The sequence below is a fragment of the Streptomyces sp. NPDC050988 genome, assembly GCF_044456225.1.
In the GTDB taxonomy this organism is placed as follows: Bacteria; Actinomycetota; Actinomycetes; order Streptomycetales; family Streptomycetaceae; genus Streptomyces.
In genome coordinates this window covers 37,175-57,223 of the sequence record NZ_JBITFQ010000018.1, presented here as the reverse complement: position 1 = coordinate 57,223, position 20,049 = coordinate 37,175, and the positions used below count along the sequence as shown (strand labels likewise).

The 20,049-nt window shown below is 70.2% G+C and carries 16 protein-coding genes and 1 pseudogene; 8 read left to right on the top strand and 9 right to left on the bottom strand.

Annotated elements, in window-relative coordinates; all coding sequences use genetic code 11:
- Positions 1-86: 86 nt before the first annotated feature.
- Positions 87-3,407 (bottom strand): S8 family serine peptidase, encoded by a 3,321-nt coding sequence (locus ACIBEI_RS31155; RefSeq protein ID WP_398893540.1) that lies wholly within the window; start codon positions 3,405-3,407, stop codon positions 87-89.
- 202 nt (positions 3,408-3,609) lie between these two features.
- Complete coding sequence (locus ACIBEI_RS31150; protein ID WP_398893539.1) at positions 3,610-4,149, bottom strand: CGNR zinc finger domain-containing protein; 540 nt, start codon at positions 4,147-4,149, stop codon at positions 3,610-3,612.
- Positions 4,150-4,314: 165 nt separating this feature from the next.
- On the opposite strand from ACIBEI_RS31150, the gene ACIBEI_RS31145 reads away from it, so the two are divergent.
- From ACIBEI_RS31145 to ACIBEI_RS31130, 4 genes are all read left to right on the top strand, one after another.
- Positions 4,315-4,770, top strand: coding sequence for a VOC family protein (locus ACIBEI_RS31145; protein WP_398893538.1), 456 nt, complete (start codon positions 4,315-4,317; stop codon positions 4,768-4,770).
- A 34-nt stretch (positions 4,771-4,804) separates the two neighbouring features.
- On the top strand, positions 4,805-5,683 hold the full coding sequence (locus ACIBEI_RS31140) for a pyridoxamine 5'-phosphate oxidase family protein (RefSeq protein ID WP_398893537.1): 879 nt from the start codon (positions 4,805-4,807) through the stop codon (positions 5,681-5,683).
- A gap of 12 nt (positions 5,684-5,695) precedes the next feature.
- Positions 5,696-6,139, top strand: coding sequence for an NUDIX hydrolase (locus ACIBEI_RS31135; protein ID WP_398893536.1), 444 nt, complete (start codon positions 5,696-5,698; stop codon positions 6,137-6,139).
- A gap of 300 nt (positions 6,140-6,439) precedes the next feature.
- On the top strand, positions 6,440-8,200 hold the full coding sequence (locus tag ACIBEI_RS31130; RefSeq protein ID WP_398893535.1) for a TIGR03767 family metallophosphoesterase: 1,761 nt from the start codon (positions 6,440-6,442) through the stop codon (positions 8,198-8,200).
- A 92-nt stretch (positions 8,201-8,292) separates the two neighbouring features.
- Here ACIBEI_RS31130 and ACIBEI_RS31125 read toward each other — a convergent pair whose 3' ends face one another.
- Both ACIBEI_RS31125 and ACIBEI_RS31120 read right to left on the bottom strand, forming a co-directional pair.
- Entirely contained in the window at positions 8,293-8,937 is a 645-nt protein-coding gene (locus ACIBEI_RS31125) for a response regulator (RefSeq protein WP_398893534.1), read from the bottom strand.
- Positions 8,925-10,106 carry a sensor histidine kinase gene (locus ACIBEI_RS31120; protein ID WP_398893533.1) on the bottom strand — a complete coding sequence of 394 codons (1,182 nt, stop codon included), beginning with the start codon at positions 10,104-10,106 and terminating at the stop codon, positions 8,925-8,927. The genes ACIBEI_RS31125 and ACIBEI_RS31120 overlap by 13 nt, the downstream gene beginning before the upstream one ends.
- Positions 10,107-10,392: 286 nt before the next feature.
- On the opposite strand from ACIBEI_RS31120, the gene ACIBEI_RS31115 reads away from it, so the two are divergent.
- The 3 genes from ACIBEI_RS31115 (at position 10,393) to ACIBEI_RS31105 (ending at position 12,717) form a co-directional block, all read left to right on the top strand.
- Positions 10,393-10,593 (top strand): hypothetical protein, encoded by a 201-nt coding sequence (locus tag ACIBEI_RS31115; RefSeq protein WP_398893532.1) that lies wholly within the window; start codon positions 10,393-10,395, stop codon positions 10,591-10,593.
- Between the two features lie 144 nt (positions 10,594-10,737).
- A complete protein-coding gene (locus tag ACIBEI_RS31110) occupies positions 10,738-11,907 on the top strand; it encodes a serine hydrolase domain-containing protein (protein WP_398893531.1) in 1,170 nt (389 codons plus the stop codon).
- 198 nt (positions 11,908-12,105) lie between these two features.
- Positions 12,106-12,717, top strand: a complete 612-nt coding sequence (locus tag ACIBEI_RS31105; protein ID WP_398893530.1) for a hypothetical protein — start codon at positions 12,106-12,108, stop codon at positions 12,715-12,717.
- A 122-nt stretch (positions 12,718-12,839) separates the two neighbouring features.
- Here ACIBEI_RS31105 and ACIBEI_RS31100 read toward each other — a convergent pair whose 3' ends face one another.
- Both ACIBEI_RS31100 and pepN read right to left on the bottom strand, forming a co-directional pair.
- Positions 12,840-13,886 (bottom strand): hypothetical protein, encoded by a 1,047-nt coding sequence (locus ACIBEI_RS31100; RefSeq protein WP_398893529.1) that lies wholly within the window; start codon positions 13,884-13,886, stop codon positions 12,840-12,842.
- 310 nt (positions 13,887-14,196) lie between these two features.
- Positions 14,197-16,770, bottom strand: a complete 2,574-nt coding sequence (gene pepN, locus ACIBEI_RS31095) for an aminopeptidase N (RefSeq protein WP_398893528.1) — start codon at positions 16,768-16,770, stop codon at positions 14,197-14,199.
- Between the two features lie 262 nt (positions 16,771-17,032).
- Here pepN and ACIBEI_RS31090 point away from each other — a divergent pair, with 262 nt between their 5' ends.
- Positions 17,033-17,692 carry a DsbA family protein gene (locus ACIBEI_RS31090; RefSeq protein ID WP_398893527.1) on the top strand — a complete coding sequence of 220 codons (660 nt, stop codon included), beginning with the start codon at positions 17,033-17,035 and terminating at the stop codon, positions 17,690-17,692.
- Positions 17,693-17,704: 12 nt separating this feature from the next.
- On the opposite strand, the gene ACIBEI_RS31085 is transcribed toward ACIBEI_RS31090, so the two are convergent.
- From ACIBEI_RS31085 to ACIBEI_RS31075, 3 genes and pseudogenes are all read right to left on the bottom strand, one after another.
- Positions 17,705-17,941: a hypothetical protein gene (locus ACIBEI_RS31085; protein ID WP_398893526.1), complete on the bottom strand. Its 237-nt coding sequence runs from the start codon at positions 17,939-17,941 to the stop codon at positions 17,705-17,707.
- Positions 17,942-17,951: 10 nt separating this feature from the next.
- Positions 17,952-18,611 carry a response regulator gene (locus ACIBEI_RS31080; RefSeq protein WP_398893525.1) on the bottom strand — a complete coding sequence of 220 codons (660 nt, stop codon included), beginning with the start codon at positions 18,609-18,611 and terminating at the stop codon, positions 17,952-17,954.
- A 221-nt stretch (positions 18,612-18,832) separates the two neighbouring features.
- Positions 18,833-20,047, bottom strand: a pseudogene (locus ACIBEI_RS31075) (sensor histidine kinase); the annotation flags it as partial.
- Positions 20,048-20,049: the final 2 nt, after the last annotated feature.

Below are 20,049 nucleotides of genomic sequence, written 5' to 3'. Positions count from 1 at the left end.
GGGACCGGACGCCCGCCCTTCTCGTACAGAGAGCAAGCCGTACAGAGAGCAAGCCGTTCAGAGCCTCACGAAAGCTACGGCGTGAGCTACGGCGTGACCTTCTCGATCAGCACGCTGCCGGTACCGGCCACCGTGCCCCGCGCGTTCACGAGCTGTGCGCGCCCGAAGAACGTCCGGCCCTCCGGCGGCGCCGCGTTCGCGACGACCTTGGCCTCGACCGAGGCGGTGGCCCCGGTGCCGAGCTTCACGGGCGTCGAGTCGACCTGGACCTCGCCGAGCGAAGGCGCGAAGTACACGTCCAGGTAGTCGTACGCCGTGGAACCCGCCGGGATCGCGTAGCCGACGACCTCGATGGTGTACGTGCCGGCGGCGGGCGACGGGACGGAGACGGACTCCTCGGAGTCGCCGTCCGCGGACTGGCCGACCTGGTTGCCCTGAGCGTCGTAGACGGTCAGGTCGAGGTCCGCCGCGGCGTCCGAGACGTTGCCGATGGTGACGTCGAGCGATTCGGCGCCCGCGGGCACGTCCACCGTGGTGGTGTCCGTGGCGCCGTCGGCGATGGTCGGCCGGGCGTTCTTGGAGGAGCCGAGCGGGCCGCCCTTGAGCGAACCGTCGACCGCGACGAGCTTGTTCGTCACCTTCCAGGAGACCGGGGCCGGCGTGCCGACCTTGGCCTCGGGGACGGTCACGACCGCCGGGTCGAAGTCGGCGCCGAGCACCTCGACGTTCAGCTTGTACGGGTTGTCGAGCACCGGCGACGTACGGCGCGACTCGACCTCGATCTCCCAGACGCCGGGCTGCGGGTCGGCGTACGAACGCACGTCGGGCTTGCAGCCGTTGCCGTCGAGGTAGTTGTTGTAGCAGAACGGCGTCGAGGTGTTGTCGACCGGAACGCCGTACGGGTGGATGGCGATGAACCGGGTCTGGCTCTTGTCCTTCAGCCCGCCGATCGCCACCTCGAGGGCCTTGGCACCCTCGGGGACGGTCACGAAGTACGACTTGCTGGAGTTGCGCTGGACCGTGCCGGACGCCGAGTAGGTGTACTTCAGCGGGGCGGAGACCACGACCGTGGTGAGGACCTGCTTGTCGATGCCCTCGGTCCTCGGGTCGTCGACCTCCAGGATCGCGCTGCTGAGACCGGAGTTCTCGGCCTTGGCCGCGACCTTCACCGTCACCGGCTTGTTCAGCGGCAGCGAGACCTCGTCGCTGCCGACGATCCTGAACGTGTCGTCCCGGTTGTTCTCCAGGTGCAGCTCGTGCCGGATGGCGCGGTCGGCGCCGGTCGTACGGGTGATGGTGACGTCGTACGTCTTCTTCTGGCCGACCTTGAGGCCGCCCTCGCGGTCGTAGAGGCCCGTGCCGAAGCCCGGGGTCTTGAGCGCGAAGTCGATCGCGGTGTCGACCGGGGCCTTCACCACGTATTCAGAAACCGCGGCCTCGTGGGCGGTGGCGCCGTCACGGATCGAGTCCCAGGCGTCCGGGATGTTGACGAGGCCCGCGCCCTCCGCGTACGCCTGCGTGCCGCTGATGTGGTCCGCGGTCGAGGTGAGCGCGGTGCGCAGCTTGGCGGGCGTCAGGTCGATGTTCTTCTGCTTCGCGGCGCTCAGCAGCAGCGCGGACGCGCCCGCGGCCTGCGGGGACGCCATCGAGGTGCCCTGGAGCATCGAGTAGCCGGCCGGCAGGGAGTAGCCGGCCTCGGCGACCGGGCCGCCGGGCAGCCAGGTCTGCGTGGTGTTGATGGATGCACCGGGCGCGGTCAGCGTCGGCGTGAAACCGCCGTCCTCACGCGGGCCGCGCGAGGAGAAGGGCAGCATCGCGTACTTCTTCTCCACGGCCGAGCCGTAGTTGGACGCCCAGGTCTCCTTGGAGATGGACGCGCCGACCGAGATGACCTTGTCGGCCAGGCCGGGGTCGCCGATCGTGTTGGCGCCGGGGCCCGAGTTGCCGGCCGAGATGACCAGCTCGACGCCGTAGGTGTCGATCAGGCGGGTGTAGAGCTCGGCACGCGCGTTGTTGCCGTCGTTCAGCGCCGGGAGGCCGCCGATGGACATGTTGACGATGTCGACGCCACGGTTGGCGACGAGGTCGATCATGCCCTCGGTGAGCGCGACGTTGGTGCAGCTGGGGCCGAAGAGGCAGGCGCGGGAGGAGACGACCTTCGCACCGGGCGCGGCGCCGTTCATCTTGCCGCCGAACAGCCCGTTCGCGGCGGTGATGCCGGCGACGTGCGTGCCGTGCTCGCTCGCTATCAGGCCGATGTTGACGAAGTCGCGCTTCTGGCCGACCCAGTCGCCGCCCAGCGGGTCCATCGGGACGTCCTTGCGGATCTCCACGACGAACGGCTGGCGCTCGACCACGTCGGTGGCCGGGTTGTCGGTACCGAAGTAGCCGATCTGGTAGCCGTCCTTGTACGGCTTCATCGGCGCGTCGTCGCTGAAGTCGCTGTTGCCGTTGGAGTCGACACGGACCGTGCCGGCCGCCGCGTCGTACAGCACGCCCCAGGCGTCGGTGGTGTCGCCGTCGCGGTTCACGTCGCCGGCCGCGTCGCCGCCGGCGGTCGCGGACTCGCGGAAGAGGTTCACCTGGTAGCTGCCCGCGGGCGCGGTCCAGGTCTTGCCGCCGAAGGTGAACGTGGGCCCGGACACCGACGTCAGCATCGCGCGCCAGGACGCGTCGCCGTCGATGATCGGGTCGGTGGACGTCACCCAGTCGACGATCTTGCGCTCGCCGGTGGTGGTCTTCTGCAGCGCGGGGTGCGCCAGGTCCACACCGGAGTCGAGGACGCCGATCGTGATGCCCCGGCCGTCCGCCTTCGGGTTCTTCTTCACGAAGTCGACGGCACCCGTCTCGAACGACGGGTTGTACGGGTTCTCGGCGGGGGTGTTCTTGCCGGGCGCCGGGTAGGCGCCGGCCGTCGGGGCCTTCTCGGCGCCCTTGGCCGTGTCGGCGGACGGCGTCGGGTCGTCCAGCGCGATCTCCTGGCGCAGGTCGATACCGTGCACGGAGGAGAGCTTGGCGGCCGCCTTGATGGCCGCGTCGGCCTTGGCGGTCGGGACGGTGGCGCGGACGTAGCCGAGCTTGTCGTAGGTACGGCCCACGGAGCCGCCCTTCACCGCGTCCAGCTGGTCCGCGACCTGCTCGGTCTGCCCCGGCGCGGTGGCGACCATCATCGTGACGTTCTTGTCGCCGCCGGCCTCGGCCTCGGCGAGGAGGTCGGCGTCGTCCGAACCGAGCTTGCCGCTCGCGGACTTGACCGACGTGTCGACGGGAGTACCCGGATCGTCCGCGGAGAAGGCCATGGGTATCGGCCCCGCCGCGGAGAGTGCGGCCACGAGCCCGGCGGCCACGGCTATGCGCGCCGCGCGTCTCGCGCCGGTGATCGGAGCTCGCTGAGGGTTGGGGGTCATCAGCATCCTCGTAGGTAAAGGAAAGTCCGTTGACGATCGGAACGATCGCCCCAGTCCGGTATGTGAACCCGGATGACCGCTCAGCTTTGCCCAAGTGACACATGTTTGGGGAGGGTTGACCGTGGTGTGAAGTGTCCATGGCGTAATTCCGCCATACGCCACCGCGGGCATAGCGGCGTTTGGCCGGACATTCCCGGAGGGCTCAGCCCTCTCGCGAGCGCGCGTAGTGGCGGGACGCCTTCGCGCGGTTGCCGCAGGCGGCCATCGAGCACCAGCGGCGGGTGCCGTTCCGCGAGGTGTCGAAGAAGTGCAGGACACACGCCTCGTGGGCGCAGTGCCGGATGCGGTCGGGGGCGGTGGCCAGCAGTTCCAGGTAGTCGCGGGCCGCGAGCCAGGCCGGTCCCCAGGACGGGTCGCGGAACTCGGCGGCCTCGCCCGGCCCCTCCGCGGTCAGGGTCGCCCTGATCCGCCCGTGCGCGAGCACGGCGTCGACGCGGCCCGCACCCTCCGTCAGGGATCCGTCCACGGCGGCCCGCAGGGCGTCCCGTGCCGTCAGCGCATGGCGGAGGGTCGCCTCGTCGGCGGTGAAGTCCAGCTTGTTGGCGGCCAGCCACACCGCGAGCCCACCGGTGTCCGTCAGCAGGTCCTGGATCACGCCCTCCTGCATCCATCGCGTGTTGAGCAGGTCCAGCGAGAGCGGCTCGCCGGTGAGCGGACGTGGATCCCGGGCGGCGACGGACATCTGGCGGCTCCCTGCTTCCCCGGCCGACCTGCACCGACCGACCCCTGCTAACCGGTCAAGGGTATGTGACCGGTTGACGTTCGCCGATTCTAACTTCTAAAGTCACTTACAACGGTTAGTCAGAGCTGGGCCCGACGCAAGCCGGGCCCGACACAGGGGAGTGCCATGTCGACGACCACCGCGCCACGCATCGGCCACATCGGCCTCAACGTCACGGACCTCGACCGCTCGCTCGCCTTCTACCGGGACGTCCTCGGCTTCACGGTGATCGTCGAGGGCAAGGAGGAGGACCGGCGGTACGCGTTCCTCGGCGAGGACGGCCGCCCCGTGCTCACGCTGTGGCAGCAGGCGGACCACGGATACGCGGCGACCGGCGCGGGGCTGCACCACCTGGCCCTGGAGGTCGACACGGTCGAGCAGGTCAGGGCGTACGAGACGGCGCTGCGCGCCCAGGGCGTGGAGTTCGCCCACGAGGGCGTCGTGGCCCATCGCGAGGGCTCCGCGTCCGGGGGCATCTTCTTCCATGACCCGGACGGCACGCGCCTGGAGATCTCCACGGCCCATGGCGCGGAGGGGGTGCCGGCACCGTCGGGCGAGGCTCCGACCTGCGGTTTCTTCTAGCCCGAACCGACAGGAGCGATAGGAGGAGGACACCATGGCCTACCACTCGGGCTCGCGTGCGGTGCAGGACCGGGTCGGCGTGCGTGACATGGCCGACCATGTCGGACGGTCGATCGGGGAGGGGCTGCGACCGGTGGCCGCCGCCTTCCTGGAACTCCAGCCGATGCTCGTGCTCGGCGCCGCGGACCTGGACACCGGCCGGGTGTGGGCCTCCCCTGTCACCGGCGAGCCCGGATTCGTGCGGGCCACCGGACCGCGGCAGATCTCGCTCGCGCACGGCCCGCGCGCGGGCGACCCGCTCACCGAGGCGCTCGCCGCCGCCGGAACCCCGGTCGGCACCATCGCACTGGACCCGCGCACCCGCCGCCGCATGCGGCTCAACGGCCGCTCCCGGCCCACACCCCGCGGCCTGGCGGTCGAGGCCGACCAGGTCTTCTCCAACTGCCCCAAGTACCTCCAGAAACGGGAGTCGTACGAGACGGTCGCGCGCACCCCGGGCGAGCCGCTGCGCGGCAGCGAACTCGACGCGGCCCAGCGGGAGTTCGTCAGCGCCGCCGACACCTTCTTCCTCGCCACCGTGCACGGTGGCGGCGCCGACGCCAGTCACCGCGGCGGCAACCCCGGCTTCGTACACGTCACTTCGCCGTCCGAGCTGAGCTGGCGCGACTACCCCGGCAACTCGATGTTCCTCACCCTCGGCAACCTCGCCGCCGACCCGCGCGCCGGACTCCTCTTCCTCGACTGGGAGACGGGCGCCGCCCTCCAGCTCTCCGGCACGGCCCGCACGGAGTTCGCCCCCGACGGCACACGCACCGTCCGCTTCACCGTCGAGGCCGTCGTGGCCACGCTCGCGGCGAGCCCGCTGCGCTGGTCGCCGCCCGAATACTCACCGGCGAACCCGCCCCTGCCGTAATAACGTCTGCGCATGCACAAGGAGTTGAGGGTGGCGGCCTACGCCGTATGCGTGCGGGACGATCGGATACTCCTCGCGCGCCTGGTGGAGAAGAACGGCACCAGGCCCTGGACGCTGCCCGGCGGCGGCATGGACCACGGCGAGGACCCGTACGACACCGTGATCCGGGAGGCCGAGGAGGAGACCGGGTACACGGTCGAGCCCCTCGCGCTGCTCGGCGTCGACTCCATCCGGCGCACCTTCGCGCGCCGCCTAGGCCCCGCCGCCGACTTCCAGGGCCTGCGGATCGTCTACGAGGTCGGCGTCACCGGCGGCGAACTGCGCCACGAGACCGACGGCTCCACCGACCTGGCGGCCTGGCACCCTCTGGACGAGGTGCCCGCCCTGGACCGGGTGGGGCTCGTGGACGTCGGCCTCAAGCTGTGGCGGGACCGCCCGGCGGCGGGGCGCGCCTAAGGGGCGCGGGGAACTGCGCGACCAGCCGAAGCGGACCCGCAGATTCATAACCGCCCTCCAGCGGAGCGCCCACGTACCCAGCCAGGTGAACATGGAGTGACCGCCTCCCCTCGGTTCGGACAGGGCTCGGTGGACGCGGAGGGTAACCAAGATCCACGTACGGTGATCGGCGCTGCCCGTTGCTGTCGAGTTAACGCGCAGGTCACCCCCGGTGCCAACGATCCAGTATGAGCGGGCAGTTCGCGCGAGCGAACCGCCCGCGACCACTGCTGACGCGTTCGGACCCGGGGAGATCGCGCCATGTCGCGCATACGCTCTGTCGCCACCGCCACTGTTCGTGACCGCCGCGCCTTCCTGGCCGCAACCGGGGCGGTGTCCCTCTCCGCGGGCATCGGCCTCGCGCTGCGGCCCGGTTCGGGCGAGGCCGCCGCGCACACCGCCTCGCCCCAGGGGCAGCCCCTCGCGGTCTCCCGCCCGGCGCCGGCCGCGCCGCTGGCTCCGTACACCCGCGGCACCACCCTCTCGACGGTCGCGGTCCCGCGCGGCGGCTCCGGCTACCGGCGGCTCGGCGACGGGCCCGCCTGGTCGCGCGTCGTCCGCGGCGATCTGGCCGCGCCCAAGGCAGGCCGGGGTGAACGGCGCACCGCGCTCGCCGCGTTCGTGCAGTTCACCGACCTGCACCTGGTCGACGTACAGCACCCGCTGCGGTACGAGTACCTGCGTGCCCAGACCGCCAGCGCCTGGCGGCCCCAGGAGGCCCTGTCCGTGCCCGGCGCGGTCTCACTCGTCGAGCGGGTCAACGCGCTGCGCGGCGCCCCCGTCACCGGCTCGCCGCTGCACTTCGTGATGACCACCGGCGACAACACCGACAACAACGCCAAGACGGAACTGGACTGGTTCCTGAAGGTGATGAGCGGCGGCCGGATCACCCCCAACTCCGGTGACCCGAACCGCTACGAGGGCGTCCAGAACAGCGACCTCAAGCTGTACTGGCAGCCCGACGCGGCCCTGCGCGACGCCGACAAGCAGCTCGGCTTCCCGCGCATCGACGGCTTCCTCGCCGCCGCGATCCGCGAACTGCGCAGCCCCGGCCTCAACCTGCCCTGGTACTCCACGGTCGGCAACCACGACTCCCTGCCCGGCGGCTGCTACGCGCCCGGCGACTCCTTCTTCGCCGACTTCGCGGTCGGCGGCAAGAAGCTGATGACCCTCGACGAGTCGGAGGGCGTCGCCATCTGGAACAACGTCAGGAAGGGCGGCGACCCCAAGGGCGCGGCCTTCAAGGCGATGCTCAAGTCCCAGGCGCGGAGGATGCGTTCGGTCACCCCGGACGAGGGGCGTGCCCCCTTCACCCCCGCCGAGTACCTCCAGGCGCACCTCGACCCCGCGCACACCGGAGCGGGCCCCGTCGGGCACGGCTACTCGCAGGCCAACCTCGCCGCGAAGACGCAGTACTACACCTTCCGCATCGCCGACGGTCTGATCGGTGTCAGCCTCGACAGCACCGACCCGGGCGGCCACTACGAGGGCTCACTCGGCACCGCCCAACTGCGGTGGCTGGAACGGACGTTGAAGGCGGCCGAGAAGAACAAGGAACACGTCATCGTCTTCAGCCACCACACCAGCAAGTCGATGCGCAACCTCCGCGAGGACCCGGCCCACCCGGGCGAGCGGCGGCACGGCGGCGACGAGGTGCTCGCGCTCCTCGGCACGTACCGCTCGGTGCTGGCCTGGGTGAACGGCCACAGCCACAAGAACAAGATCACCCCGCACTCGGCCCCGGACGGCCGCTCCTTCTGGGAGGTCTCCACCGCCTCCCACATCGACTTCCCGCAGCTCGCCCGGGTGATCGAGATCGTCGACAACCACGACGGCACGGTCTCCCTGTTCACCACACTCATCGAGTCCGGCGCCCCGCACAGCACGGACTTCGCCGACCTCACCCAGACGGGCCTCGCCGCCCTCTACCGAGAACTCTCCTTCAACGCCCCGGGCGCCCGCACGGACTTGAGCGGAGAGGCAGGAGACCGCAACACGGAGCTGGTGCTGAAGAAGGGCTGAGGGCTAAGGGCTTCGCTTTTCAGGGGCGCGGGGAACTGCGCACCCAGCCCCGACCGACCCGCACCTTCAACACAACCTCCCCGGCGGCACACTCAAGAGTTGTTCAGGTAAGCAAGCACAGCAAGCACCCGCCGATGCCCACTGTCACTAGGCGGCAACCCCAACTTCAAAAACACATTCCCAATGTGCTTGCTCACAGACCGCTCAGTCACCACAAGCGCCTCAGCAATAGCCGAATTCCCATGCCCTTCGGCCATCAGCCGAAGAACCTCCCGCTCACGAGGCGTGAGCGAATCGAGCGGCGAGTCCCGCCGCCGCACAAGCAGCTCGGACACCACCTCGGGGTCCAATGCGGTACCGCCGGAGGCAACCCGCTCAAGCGCGTCCAGGAACTCGTCGACCCGCCCCACCCGGTCCTTGAGCAGATAACCGACCCCGCCGGCCCCACCGCCGAGCAACTCCGCGGCGTACGACTCCTCGACGTACTGCGAGAGCACGAGCACCGGCAGCCCGGGGATCTCCTTGCGGGCCGCGAGCGCCGCGCGCAGCCCCTCATCGCGGAAGCCGGGCGGCATCCGGACGTCGAGCACGGCCACATCGGGGCGGTGTTCCAGCAGCGCGGGCAGCACCTCGGGCCCGCTGCCCGCGACGGCCACCACCTCGTGCCCGGAGGAGGTGAGCAGCAGGACGAGCCCCTCCCGCAACAGGGCGTTGTCCTCGGCGATCACCACACGCACGGCAGCTCCACTTCGATCACGGTCGGGCCCCCGGCGGGGCTGGTCAGCCGCAGGGTCCCGTCGAGCGCGGCGACGCGCCGCCGCATACCGAGCAACCCGGAACCCCCGGCCTCGTCGGCACCGCCCCGGCCCTCGTCGCGTACGGTCACCCGCAACCCCTTGCCGGTACGGACGAGGCCGACCTCGGCCCGCTCCGCACCGCTGTGCTTGGCGGCGTTCGTCAGCGACTCGGCGACGACGAAGTACGCGGCGGCCTCGACCGCCGCCGGAGCCCGCGCCCCGTCCCGCGCCCCGTCCCGCTCGCTGTCGGTGTCCTCCAGGCCGTCCACGGTCACGGCCACGTCCAGGCCGCTGCTCGCGGCGAGCGCCCGGACCGCGCCGGCCAGACCGCGGTCGGTGAGGATCGGCGGGTGGATGCCCCGTACGACGTGCCGCAGTTCGGTCAGGGCCTCCTCGGCCTGGTCCTGGGCGTCGTCGAGGAGCCTGCGCGCGGCCTCGGGATCACGGTCGTACGCCCGCTTGGCCAGCCCGATCCGCATCGACAGCGAGACCAGCCGGGCCTGCGTGCCGTCGTGCAGGTCCCGCTCGATGCGCCGCAGCTCGGCGCCGTGCGCGGCGATCGCGCCGGCCCGGGTCTCGGTCAGCTCCTCGACCCGCACGGCGAGCACCGCCTTGGGGGAGGGCTTGAGCAGGGCGGTCGACCACTTGGCGTCGAGGTCCGCGAGCCGGCCGATCAACGGCAGCACGACGGCCTCGCGGCGCAGCAGCCCGCACCACACACCGTCGACGAGCAGGCCCAGCGGCCACAGCGGGATCGCCAGATACGGCAGACAGCCGTAGGCGTAGTAGGCGACCATCCAGCGCAGATCGGTGAACGTGCCCGGATCGCGTACGACCGTACGCACCCGCTCGCGCACCGTGCCCTCGACGTGCTGGTAGGCCTCGGGGATCTCCTGGCCCGTCCACGCGGCCACCATGCGCCGCTTGGCCCCGGCGATCCGGCGCACCAGCAGCACCGTCTCGGGCAGCAGCCCGATGGCGACCACGCTGACCGCGCCGATGGCTCCGATCAGCAGGACCGCGATGAAGAGGTACGAGCCGAAGGACAGCACGGCGGCGGGCGCGAGCTGACGTGTGGCCCGCGCGGCCTCCCCGACTGTCTTCCGCATGGCGATCAGAGTAGGCGAACGGGGGCACGTGCGGGCGCGCGACCACCTTCCTTTGATCAGCGGAAACCCTCCCTTGACCTGCGGCCACCTCGCTGCTGACCTGCGGCGCCTCCCTGCCGGGGGCCCGCCCGTGGTGTAGCCCGCTACACCTCCGGTTCGGGAGGGCGCTCCCTCGTGGCGGCAGGCCGATCCCGGGATCGTTGATCTCAGTTGATCTCGGTTGATCCCAGCCGAACCCGGCCTGTCGCGGGAGTTCTCAGCTCCCCCACCCGAAAGGAAACTCCCCATGAAGGCGCTGCTCTCCTCGAAGCCGGTCCTGTGGTTCCTGTTCCTGTTCAACCTCGTCGTCGCCGCGGCCGCGCCCTTGGTCGTGGACGGCTCACAGGGCGTGATGACGGCCGTCGGCATGGGTGTGGTCTCCCTCGGGGCGGGCCTGAGCCTCCTCAAGGGGCGCGGGCAGGGACAGGGGCAGGGGCAGCAGGCCTGAGCTGCTGAAGCCTGCCGACCCGAGCTGTTCCAGAAGGCCGAAACCGGCTCAACCGCCGCAGTCGCAGGCAACCCGTACGACATGGCACCGGGTCCCTCCCGTCGGTTCACCACGACGGACACGACGGATGGGACACGACGACTCATGACTGCATCCCGCACGCTGCGCCTCGGACTGACGAGCGCGGCCGCACTGGTCGCGGCCTCGCTCACGGCTCCGGTGGCCATGGCCTCCCCGGCCTCGTCCTCGGCCCCGGCCCCGCTCAGAGACCACGGCGCGACCCAGCGGGCGATGGACGCCGCCGTGCGGGACGGCGTCCCCGGTGTGGCCGGGCAGGCCAAGGACAAGTACGGGACCTGGAAGGGCACTTCGGGCGTCGGCAACCTCAGGACGAAGCAGCCGCGTTCCGCCCACGACCGCTACCGCGTCGGCAGCATCACCAAGACGTTCGTGTCGACGGTGCTGCTTCAACTGGAGGCGGAGGGACGGCTGTCGCTGGACGACAAGGTGGAGAAGTGGCTGCCGGGGGTGGTCCGCGGCAACGGCCACGACGGCAGCCGGATCACCCTCCGCCAGCTCCTCAACCACACCAGCGGCATCTTCAACTACACCGACGACGAGGACTTCGGCCGGACCTACTTCCTGAAGGACGGCTTCTTCGAGCACCGGTACGACACGCTGTCGCCCGAGCAGCTCGTCGCGACAGCGACGGCCCACAAGCCGGACTTCGAGCCGGGCACCTCCTGGAACTACTCCAACACCAACTACGTACTGGCCGGGATGGTGATCGAGAAGGCCACGGGCCACGCGTACGGGGACGAGGTCGGGCAGCGCATCATCGAGCCGCTCGGCCTGCGCGCCACGACGGTCCCCGGCACGAACCCGCACATGCCCCGGCCCAGCAGCCGGGCGTACGGCAAGCTCGCCGAATCCACCACCGGCCCGACCTACGACGTCACGGAACTCAACCCGTCCCTCGCCTCCGCGGCAGGCGAGATGATCTCCGACTCGGGCGACCTCAACCGCTTCTACTCGGCGCTGCTGCGGGGCAGGCTGCTGCCGAAGAAGCAACTCACCGAGATGAAGACCACCATCAAGGTCGACGCGATCCCGAACGCCGGCTACGGCCTCGGTCTCATGGAACGCGAGCTGAGCTGCGGCGTGGTGGTCTGGGGCCACGGCGGCGGTATCCACGGCTCGAGCTCGGAGGCCGTCACGACGGTGGACGGCCGCCACTCCCTCGCCTTCAACTTCAACGGCGACTGGTCCGGGGACAGCGAGGCGGTGATCGAGGCGGAGTTCTGCGCCAAGTAACTGCCCGGAGCCGGAGGGTGGGCCGGGTGTGCGCGCACGAAGCCGCTCACCCGTTCCCGGGAGACGGCTCGAGTTCAAGGACTGGTACAGCATCGGCACGGTTACCCATCAAGGGCTGCCAGTGCCCACGGAAGCCACACCCTAGGCAGCGGCAAGAAGCCCGGCCAGAGCCATGAACCGTTGGACGAGGAAGGCGCCATGCACAACGCGCTGAGGGAACTGATGGACATCGTGTCCCTGCTCCATGAAGGGGGAGCGGGGGACGAAGTGGACTGGGAAGCTGCAGCGACCGAACTCCACGTGGCGTCGTTCCCGGATGACTACAGGGAGTTCGCTTCCGTCTTCGGCGCAGGATCGATTGAGGACAGCCTGTTCGTGTCGATCCCACGTCCGGGATCAGCGGGTGTGCCGCTGACGACCGGGCGCCTGCCGGATACGGCCCTGAGGTCGGAGTCGATGAGGGTCTGGCAGGATCCCGGCGCAGGTTCCCGGTCCCGGCTGGAGGACATGCTCGTCTGGGGACGGACGAACAGCGCGGACACCCTGTGCTGGGTGGCCTCGGACCCCGACCCGGACCGGTGGCCGGTCGCGGTGTGGGAGCGGCAGGGCGGAGGGTGGAAGGTCCACGACTGCGGGATCGTGGAGTTTCTTCTGGGACTGTTGAGGGGTGATTTCTCCGAATGCCCTGTGAGTGACGAAGTTCTGTGGCGTGTCCAGAGCGCCCGATTCCTGAATTTCAGGGACGAGGAACGATTTCTCGACGAGGGTGTGGATCCATGGACAGGCAGGCCGCTCAACCGGTTCGACTGAAGCCGCCGCCAAGGGTTCGGCGACCCTTCAGATGGTGCTGAGAGAGCACGGCTGCTTCTGAGGAGAAGTGGGGCACCAGTGCTCCCGGGGCCCCGCCCTCCTGACGCCGTCCCGGTCCGTCACTACCGGGGCAGCACCACCACATACGCGGCCGGGTCGCGGTCCGCTGAAGCCATCAGGGCTGTGCGTACGACTGTTGCCTGCTGTTCCATCGAGTCCCGGAGCTTCTTCGGGGTGATGTGGACGACCGTGATGCCGAGCCGCTCCAGGTGCTCGCGCTTGCGGGCGTACTCGGACCACATGGCGTCCTCGTCCTGGCGGGGCGCGCGCGTGTCGAGTTCGAGGGCGACCGCGTGGTCGGGCCAGTACGCGTCGAGGCCGCCCAGGTGCGGGCCGCCGGGCAGGCGGAGGTCCACGTTCCAGACGGGGTCCGGCAGGCCGTGGTCGTGGACCATGCGGTAGAGGCGGTCCTCCGCGATGGCCCGCCCCTCGGCGAGCAGCGAGTCGACGGCGTCCACGACATGCGGGCGGCTCAACAGCCGCGCCTGCGTCAACTCCTTGACCACGGCGGCCGGTTCACAGTGCCCGCCGCGCACGGCCTCGGTCAGCAGCCGGCGTACGACACCCGCGTCCGCGAGGTCGGCGACCGCGTCGGCCAGGGCGCGCGGGACGGGCGCCACCGGGATGCCGGTGATCTGCTCGGGCTCCGGCATGCCCGGCGTACGGACGATACGGACGCAGCCCGTCGAACGCAGCCGGCGCAGCCGCGGGACGAGGACGTCGATGCGGTCCAGCGAGAGCAGCGGGGGCGCCGACGAGAAGCGGTGCAGGGCCAGCGCCGCCAGGCCGGTGACCATCACGTCGGCGTACCGCTGCGGAGCGTGCGGTCCGCCCGCGCCGGGCTGGGCGGGGACCGCCGGTTCCGCCGCGGGGGAGCGGGTCGCGTACAGGAGAACCGCGTGCAGCCGCTCCTCGCTGGTGGCCGGGCCCGGGCGGAGCAGGTACACGCCCGGCAGAAGCTGCTGCCAGGTGCCGCCCGGCCTGCACTGCGCGTTGATGTCGGCGGGGCTCACGCCCTGCGACCGCAACTGGGCGGTGGTCAGGACACGGAGCTGAACGTCGGACAGGTGGCGGAGAGGCCGGGGGGAGAGCGGGGTGTTGTGGTTCATGACCCGAGGATTTCCCGCCCCCGATCCTCCTGCTAACCGCTGTTACACGTCCGTCGACAAAACCGGACAAGCTCGCCCTAAAGTGCAAGCGTTCGACTGCCGAAACCCCCTGGTCCGTACGGGGGTCACGGCACCGATTACCCGCATTCCGTAACTGTTATGGACGGGACGAAAGTCAACCGCGTGAGCCACGAGCCCCTTTAGGGGCGCGGGGAACTGCGCAGTCTTTTGGCTTTTAGGGGCGCGGGGAACTGCGCGACCAGCCCCCACTCACCCGCACCCGACCACGAACCGCGCCCCCAAGCCCCACTCAGCCGACGGCACTGTCACACGCCTGCCCCCGCAGGACCCGCGCCAGATCATCCCGAGCCTCCAACACCAGCCTCCTCAACGCGGGCGCAGCCGCCCCCCGGTCGGCAAGCCACGCGTCAGCCGCCTCCAAGGTCCCCTGGGAATCCTGCAGCGAAGGGAACAGCCCCTTCACCACATCCATCCCGATCTGAATGGACCGCTCACCCCACACCCGCTCGATCACCTCGAAGTACTTCGACGCGTACGGAGCGGTCAGCTCCCGATGCGACGACTGGGCGAAGCCCGCGATCGTCGCCTCGACCAGCGCGTTGGACAGCGAGTCCGACTCGACGACGGACGCCCACGCCTGCGCCTTGACCGCCGCGGAGGGCCGCGCGGCCAGGCAGCGCACCTGATGCCGCTTGCCCGAAGCCGTGTCGTCCCGCGCCAGCTCGGCCGCGATGACACCCTCGTCCGCGACCCCGTGCGCGGCGAGCGGTTCCAGGAACGCCCAGCGCAGTTCCTGGTCCACCTCAAGACCGTCGATCTTCGCGGTGCCCTCCAACAGGCCCTGGAGCAACTGGAGATCGGCCTCGCCCGACGCGACCGCCGCGAAGAACCGCGCCCACGTCAGCTGGTGCTGGCTGCCGGGCTCGGTCAGCCGCAGCTCGCGCAGCGCACCCTCGGCGAGCAGCCGTCCGCCCTCGCCGCGCCACCCGGGCGCCGCGTAGTGGGTGAGCGCGGAGTTGGCCCACGCGTGCAGCATCTGCAGCACACCGATGTCGGTCTCGCGGCCCGCGAAGCGCAGGACCAGATCGATGAAGTCCCGGGCGGGCATGAGCGCGTCGCGGGTCAGGTTCCACAGCGCCGACCAGCACAGGGCGCGGGCCAGCGGGTCGGTGATGTCGCCGAGCCCGTCCCGCAGGGCCGCCAACGAGCCCTCGTCGAACCGGATCTTGCAGTACGTCAGGTCGTCGTCGTTCACGAGCACCAGGTCGGGAGCCTCGGCGCCCACCAGCTCCCCGACGACCGTGCGCGGGCCTTCGACGTCGACCTCGGCGCGCGCGTACCGCTCCACCACGCCGTCGGGCGAGCGCCGGTACAGGCCCACCGCCACCCGGTGCGGGCGCAGTTCGGGATGCGACTCGGCGGCCTCCTGGAGGATCGCCAGCTCGGTGACGCGCCCCTCCGCGCTCAGAATCACCTGCGGTGTAAGGGAGTTGACCCCTGCGGTCTGCAGCCAGGACCGCGACCAGGCGGCCATGTCGCGCCCGCTGGTCTCCTCCAGGACCGACAGCAGATCACCGAGCCGCGTGTTCCCGTACGCGTGCCGCTTGAAGTAGCGGCGGGCGCCCTCCAGGAACGCGTCCCGCCCCACGTACGCCACCAACTGCTTCAGAACAGAAGCCCCCTTGGCGTACGTGATCCCGTCGAAGTTGAGCTTGGCGTCCTCCAGGTCACGGATGTCGGCCGTGATCGGGTGCGTGGAGGGGAGCTGATCGGCGCGGTACGCCCAGGACTTGCGGTTGTTGGCGAAGGTGATCCAGCCGTTCGTGAAGCGGGTCGCCTCGACCATCGAGAACGTGCCCATGAAGTCCGCGAAGGACTCCTTCAGCCACAGGTCGTCCCACCACACCATGGTCACCAGGTCGCCGAACCACATGTGGGCCATCTCGTGCAGGATCACGTTCGCCCGGCGCTCGTACGACGCCTGTGTCACCCTGCCGCGGAAGATGAACTCCTCGCGGAAGGTGACGAGTCCCGGGTTCTCCATCGCGCCGAGGTTGTACTCCGGCACGAAAGCCTGGTCGTACTTCCCGAACGGGTACGGGTAGTCGAAGTTGTCGTGGAAGAAGTCGAGCCCCTGCTTGGTGACGAGGAAGACGTCGTCGGAGTCGAAGTGCCGGGCCAGGCCCTTGCGGCACATCGCGCCGAGCGGGATCTCCAGGCGCGTACCGTCCTCGAAGACCCGCTCGTAGGAGTCCGTCACGTAGTGGTACGGGCCCGCGACGAACGCCGTGATGTACGTCGAGATGGGCTTGGTCTCGGCGAACTTCCATACCCCGTCGGCCAGTTCGCCGACGCCGTTGCTCCACACGACCCAGCCCTCGGGGGCTCGCACCTCGAACCGGAAGGGCGCCTTGAGGTCCGGCTGCTCGAAGTTCGCGAAGACCCGGCGGGAGTCGGCCGGCTCGTACTGCGTGTAGAGATAGACCTCGCCGTCCTCGGGGTCCACGAAGCGGTGCATGCCCTCGCCGGTGCGGCTGTAGGCGCACTGGGCGTCGACGACGAGTTCGTTGTCCTCGGCGAGGTCCTCCAGGACGATGCGCGAGCCGTCGAAGACCGCGCCCGGGTCGAGGTCCCTGCCGTTCAGCGAGACGGCCGTGACGCTCGGGGCGATCAGGTCCGCGAAGGTCGTGGCACCGGGCTCGACGCTGCGGAAGCGGATCGTCGTCACCGACCGGAAGGTGCGCGGCCCGGCGTCCGTCCCGCCCACCGCGGAGCGCAGGTCCAGGGACACCTCGTACGCCTCGACGGACAGCAGTGCGGCCCGCTCGCGGGCCTCGTCGCGGGACAGATTCTCACCGGGCACGGGCGGCACTCCCTCGTGGCGTCATGGGTAGGCGTCGGGTACGCGTCTGGTACGCGTGAACAGCACCGATCCTGCCATGTGCCCCTGACCCCGGACACCCGGGAATGGCACAGGTGACCGGTTGCGTTGGGGCTGAGGGACACGACCGTGGACCCCTGAGGCCGCACCGAGATCCATACCGAGTTCCATACCGAGTTCCATACCGAGATCCATGCCGAGATCCATACCGGGACCCGCACCGAGATCCGTACCGAGGAGAAGCATGTCCGAGCAGACCGCGCAGACCGCCGGCAAGACCCCCGTCGACTTCTGGTTCGACCCGCTCTGCCCCTGGGCGTGGATGACCTCGCGGTGGGTCCTGGAGGTGGAGAAGGTCCGGGACATCGAGATCCGCTGGCATCTGATGAGCCTCGCGGTACTGAACGAGGACAAGCTCGACAATCTGTCCGAGCACTACCGCGAGTTCCTCACCACCCAGGCGTGGGGCCCGGTCCGCGTCGTGATCGCGGCCCAGGAGGAGCACGGCCCCGAGGTGCTCGGCGATCTCTACACCGCGCTCGGCACCCATATCCACAACCAGGGCGAGGGTCCCGGCAAGGATGCGGTCGCCGCCGCCCTGAAGGACGCCGGCCTGCCCGAGTCCCTCATGGACCACTGGGACGGAACCCCGTACGAGCCCCAGCTGCGCGCCTCCCACAAGGAGGGCATAGACAAGGTCGGCCAGGAGGTCGGCACCCCCGTGATCGCGGTCCCCGGCTCCGACGGCGAGCAGATCGCCTTCTTCGGCCCGGTCGTCACCCCGGCCCCCAAGGGCGACGAGGCCGGCAAACTGTGGGACGGCACGCTGATGGTCGCCTCGATCCCGGGCTTCTACGAGATCAAGCGCACGCGCACGGCGGGGCCGGACTTCAGCAATCTGTGAGGGAGCGGGGGCTCATTCGGGCTTGGGCATCTTCTCGGGAGGGTCGAAGGGCTTGTTCTTGAACGCGTACCGGATGTTGCGGCAGTCGCGGTCGCCGGTGACGCAGATCCAGTAGTCGTCGACGAACGCGTTGTCCTTCTCCTTCTTGGCCAGCTTCCGGATCACGTTCCGTTCCCGGTCGTCCTGAGGCTGGCGGTGCGGCTCGTAGGAGCCGCACGTGAAGCAGGGGTACGTCTTCTCCTTCGGCATTCCGCAACCATCACCCGGAGCCTTCCGTACCGGAAGCCCTTCGCAGCAGTCCGCGCTCCATCGCAACCACCACCGCCCGCGTCCGGTCGTTCACGTCCAGCTTGGCGAACAGGCGCAGGAGGTGGGTCTTCACGGTGGCCTCGGCGATGACCAGCCGGGCGCCGATCTCGGCGTTGGTGAGACCGTCCGCGACGGCGTTCAGGACGTCGGCCTCGCGAGCCGTCAGCGGCGGCTGGGCCGGCCGGCGCATACGGGCGACCAGCTTCTCCGCGACCCGCGGGGCGAGGACCGTCTCGCCCCGCGCCGCCGCGTGGATCGCGTCGACGAGCTGTTGGCGCGTGGTGTCCTTGAGCAGATAGCCGATGGCGCCCGCCTCCACCCCGCGCTCGATCTCGGCGTCCGTGTCGTACGTCGTGAGGATCAGGACCCGGGTGCGGGGGTGGGCCGCCACGATCTCGGTCGTCGTCGCCACTCCGTCCAGCACGGGCATCCGCAGATCCACCAGTGCGACATCGGGTTCGTGTGCGGCGACGAGGTCGAGCGCCGCCCGGCCGTCGCCCGCCTCGCCGACGATCTCGATGCTCGGCTCGGCGGCCAGCAGGGCCACGACACCCGCCCGCATCACCGTGTGGTCGTCGACCACGACGATCCGCAGCGTTTTGGGGGTCATGTCGTTGCCCCGCCTTTGGCGGGGCCCGCCATGGAGGTCGCCGTGTCCGGCGGGACGTTTGTGGGTGCGGGTTCGTTGTGGCCGGTCGCGCAGTTCCCCGCGCCCCTGGGGGGCTGGGGTTCGGCCTGGCCTCCAGGTACGCGACCAGCCCCCGCACACTCGCGGTCGCCGACTGCCGCGTCCCTCGGAATTCCTGTCGCGGGGGACGGCGGGGCCTCCGTCCCGTCCCCCGGAATCGTCGCCAGTACCCGCGTCCCGTCGCCCACCGAACTCGTCACCGTCAGCTCCCCGCCCAGCTCCGCCAGCCGTTTGCGCATGCCGTCGAGCCCGAACCCCGCCGACTCCCCGACCACGAACCCGGCGCCGTCGTCCGTGACCTCCAGCTCCACCCCGTACGGCTGCCGGGCCAGCACGACACCGACCGTGGACGCCCGCGCGTGCTTGCGCACATTGGCAAGCGACTCCTGGGTGCAGCGCAGCAGCGCGATCCGGGTCGGCTGGTCGCACTCGATGTCCGCCAGGTCGGCGTCGACCGCGAGCCCGGTGTCCTCCGCGAACCGGTCCAGGGTCCGCCGCAGCGTCTGTGCCACCGAACCCGCGGCCATCTGCCCCTGTTGCTGCGCCGAACCGACCAGCTCCCGCGCCTCCGCGAGGTTCTCGCGAGCCGTGGACTCGATCGAGCGCAACTGCTGTATCGACCGCAACTGCTGTATCGACCGAGACTGCTGTGCGCTGCGCGCCGGTTCGCTGTCGAGACCGGCGCGTGCCGCCTCCGCGAGCACGATGATCGAGGCGAAGCCCTGTGCGAGCGTGTCATGGATGTCGCGTGCCATCCGCTCCCTCTCGTCGGCCGCCCCCTGACGCTGGTGCGCCTCGGACAGCTCGGCCTGTGTCTGCTCCAACTCGACGATCAGCCGCGCCCGTTCATGGCTCTGGGCGACGACCGAGTGCACCCACAGACCGATCAGCACCCCGACGGCCACCACGATCACGACCGGCACCAGCGTCTCCCCGAAGAACTTCGGCGAGTTCCCCAGCCGCAGCCAACTCCCGGTCAGCGTCGACCCGGTGGCGAGCCCCAGGAAGAGGACCGAGGCCCGGGGCGTACGGCTGAACATCCAGAAGTGCGGCAGCGTCACCATGAACAGCGACCCGAAGGAGTTGCGCATGTACGCGAACACCCCGAGGACGGTGACCAGCACCAGCAGATACGTGTGCGGGCGCAGCACGGGGTTGTCCGGGAACCGGTCGACCACCGCGTAGCACAGCACCAGGAGCCCCAGCAGTCCGAGCGCCCAGTACTTGCTTCCGCCGGGCCGGTCCATCGCGGCGAGCCCGACCGCCATCGCGGCGAACAGCACCCAGCACACCGCGTTCCAGCGACGGATCGTGGCGGCCCAGAAGGGATCGGTGGCCTGCCCGGCGGAAGTGGTCATAC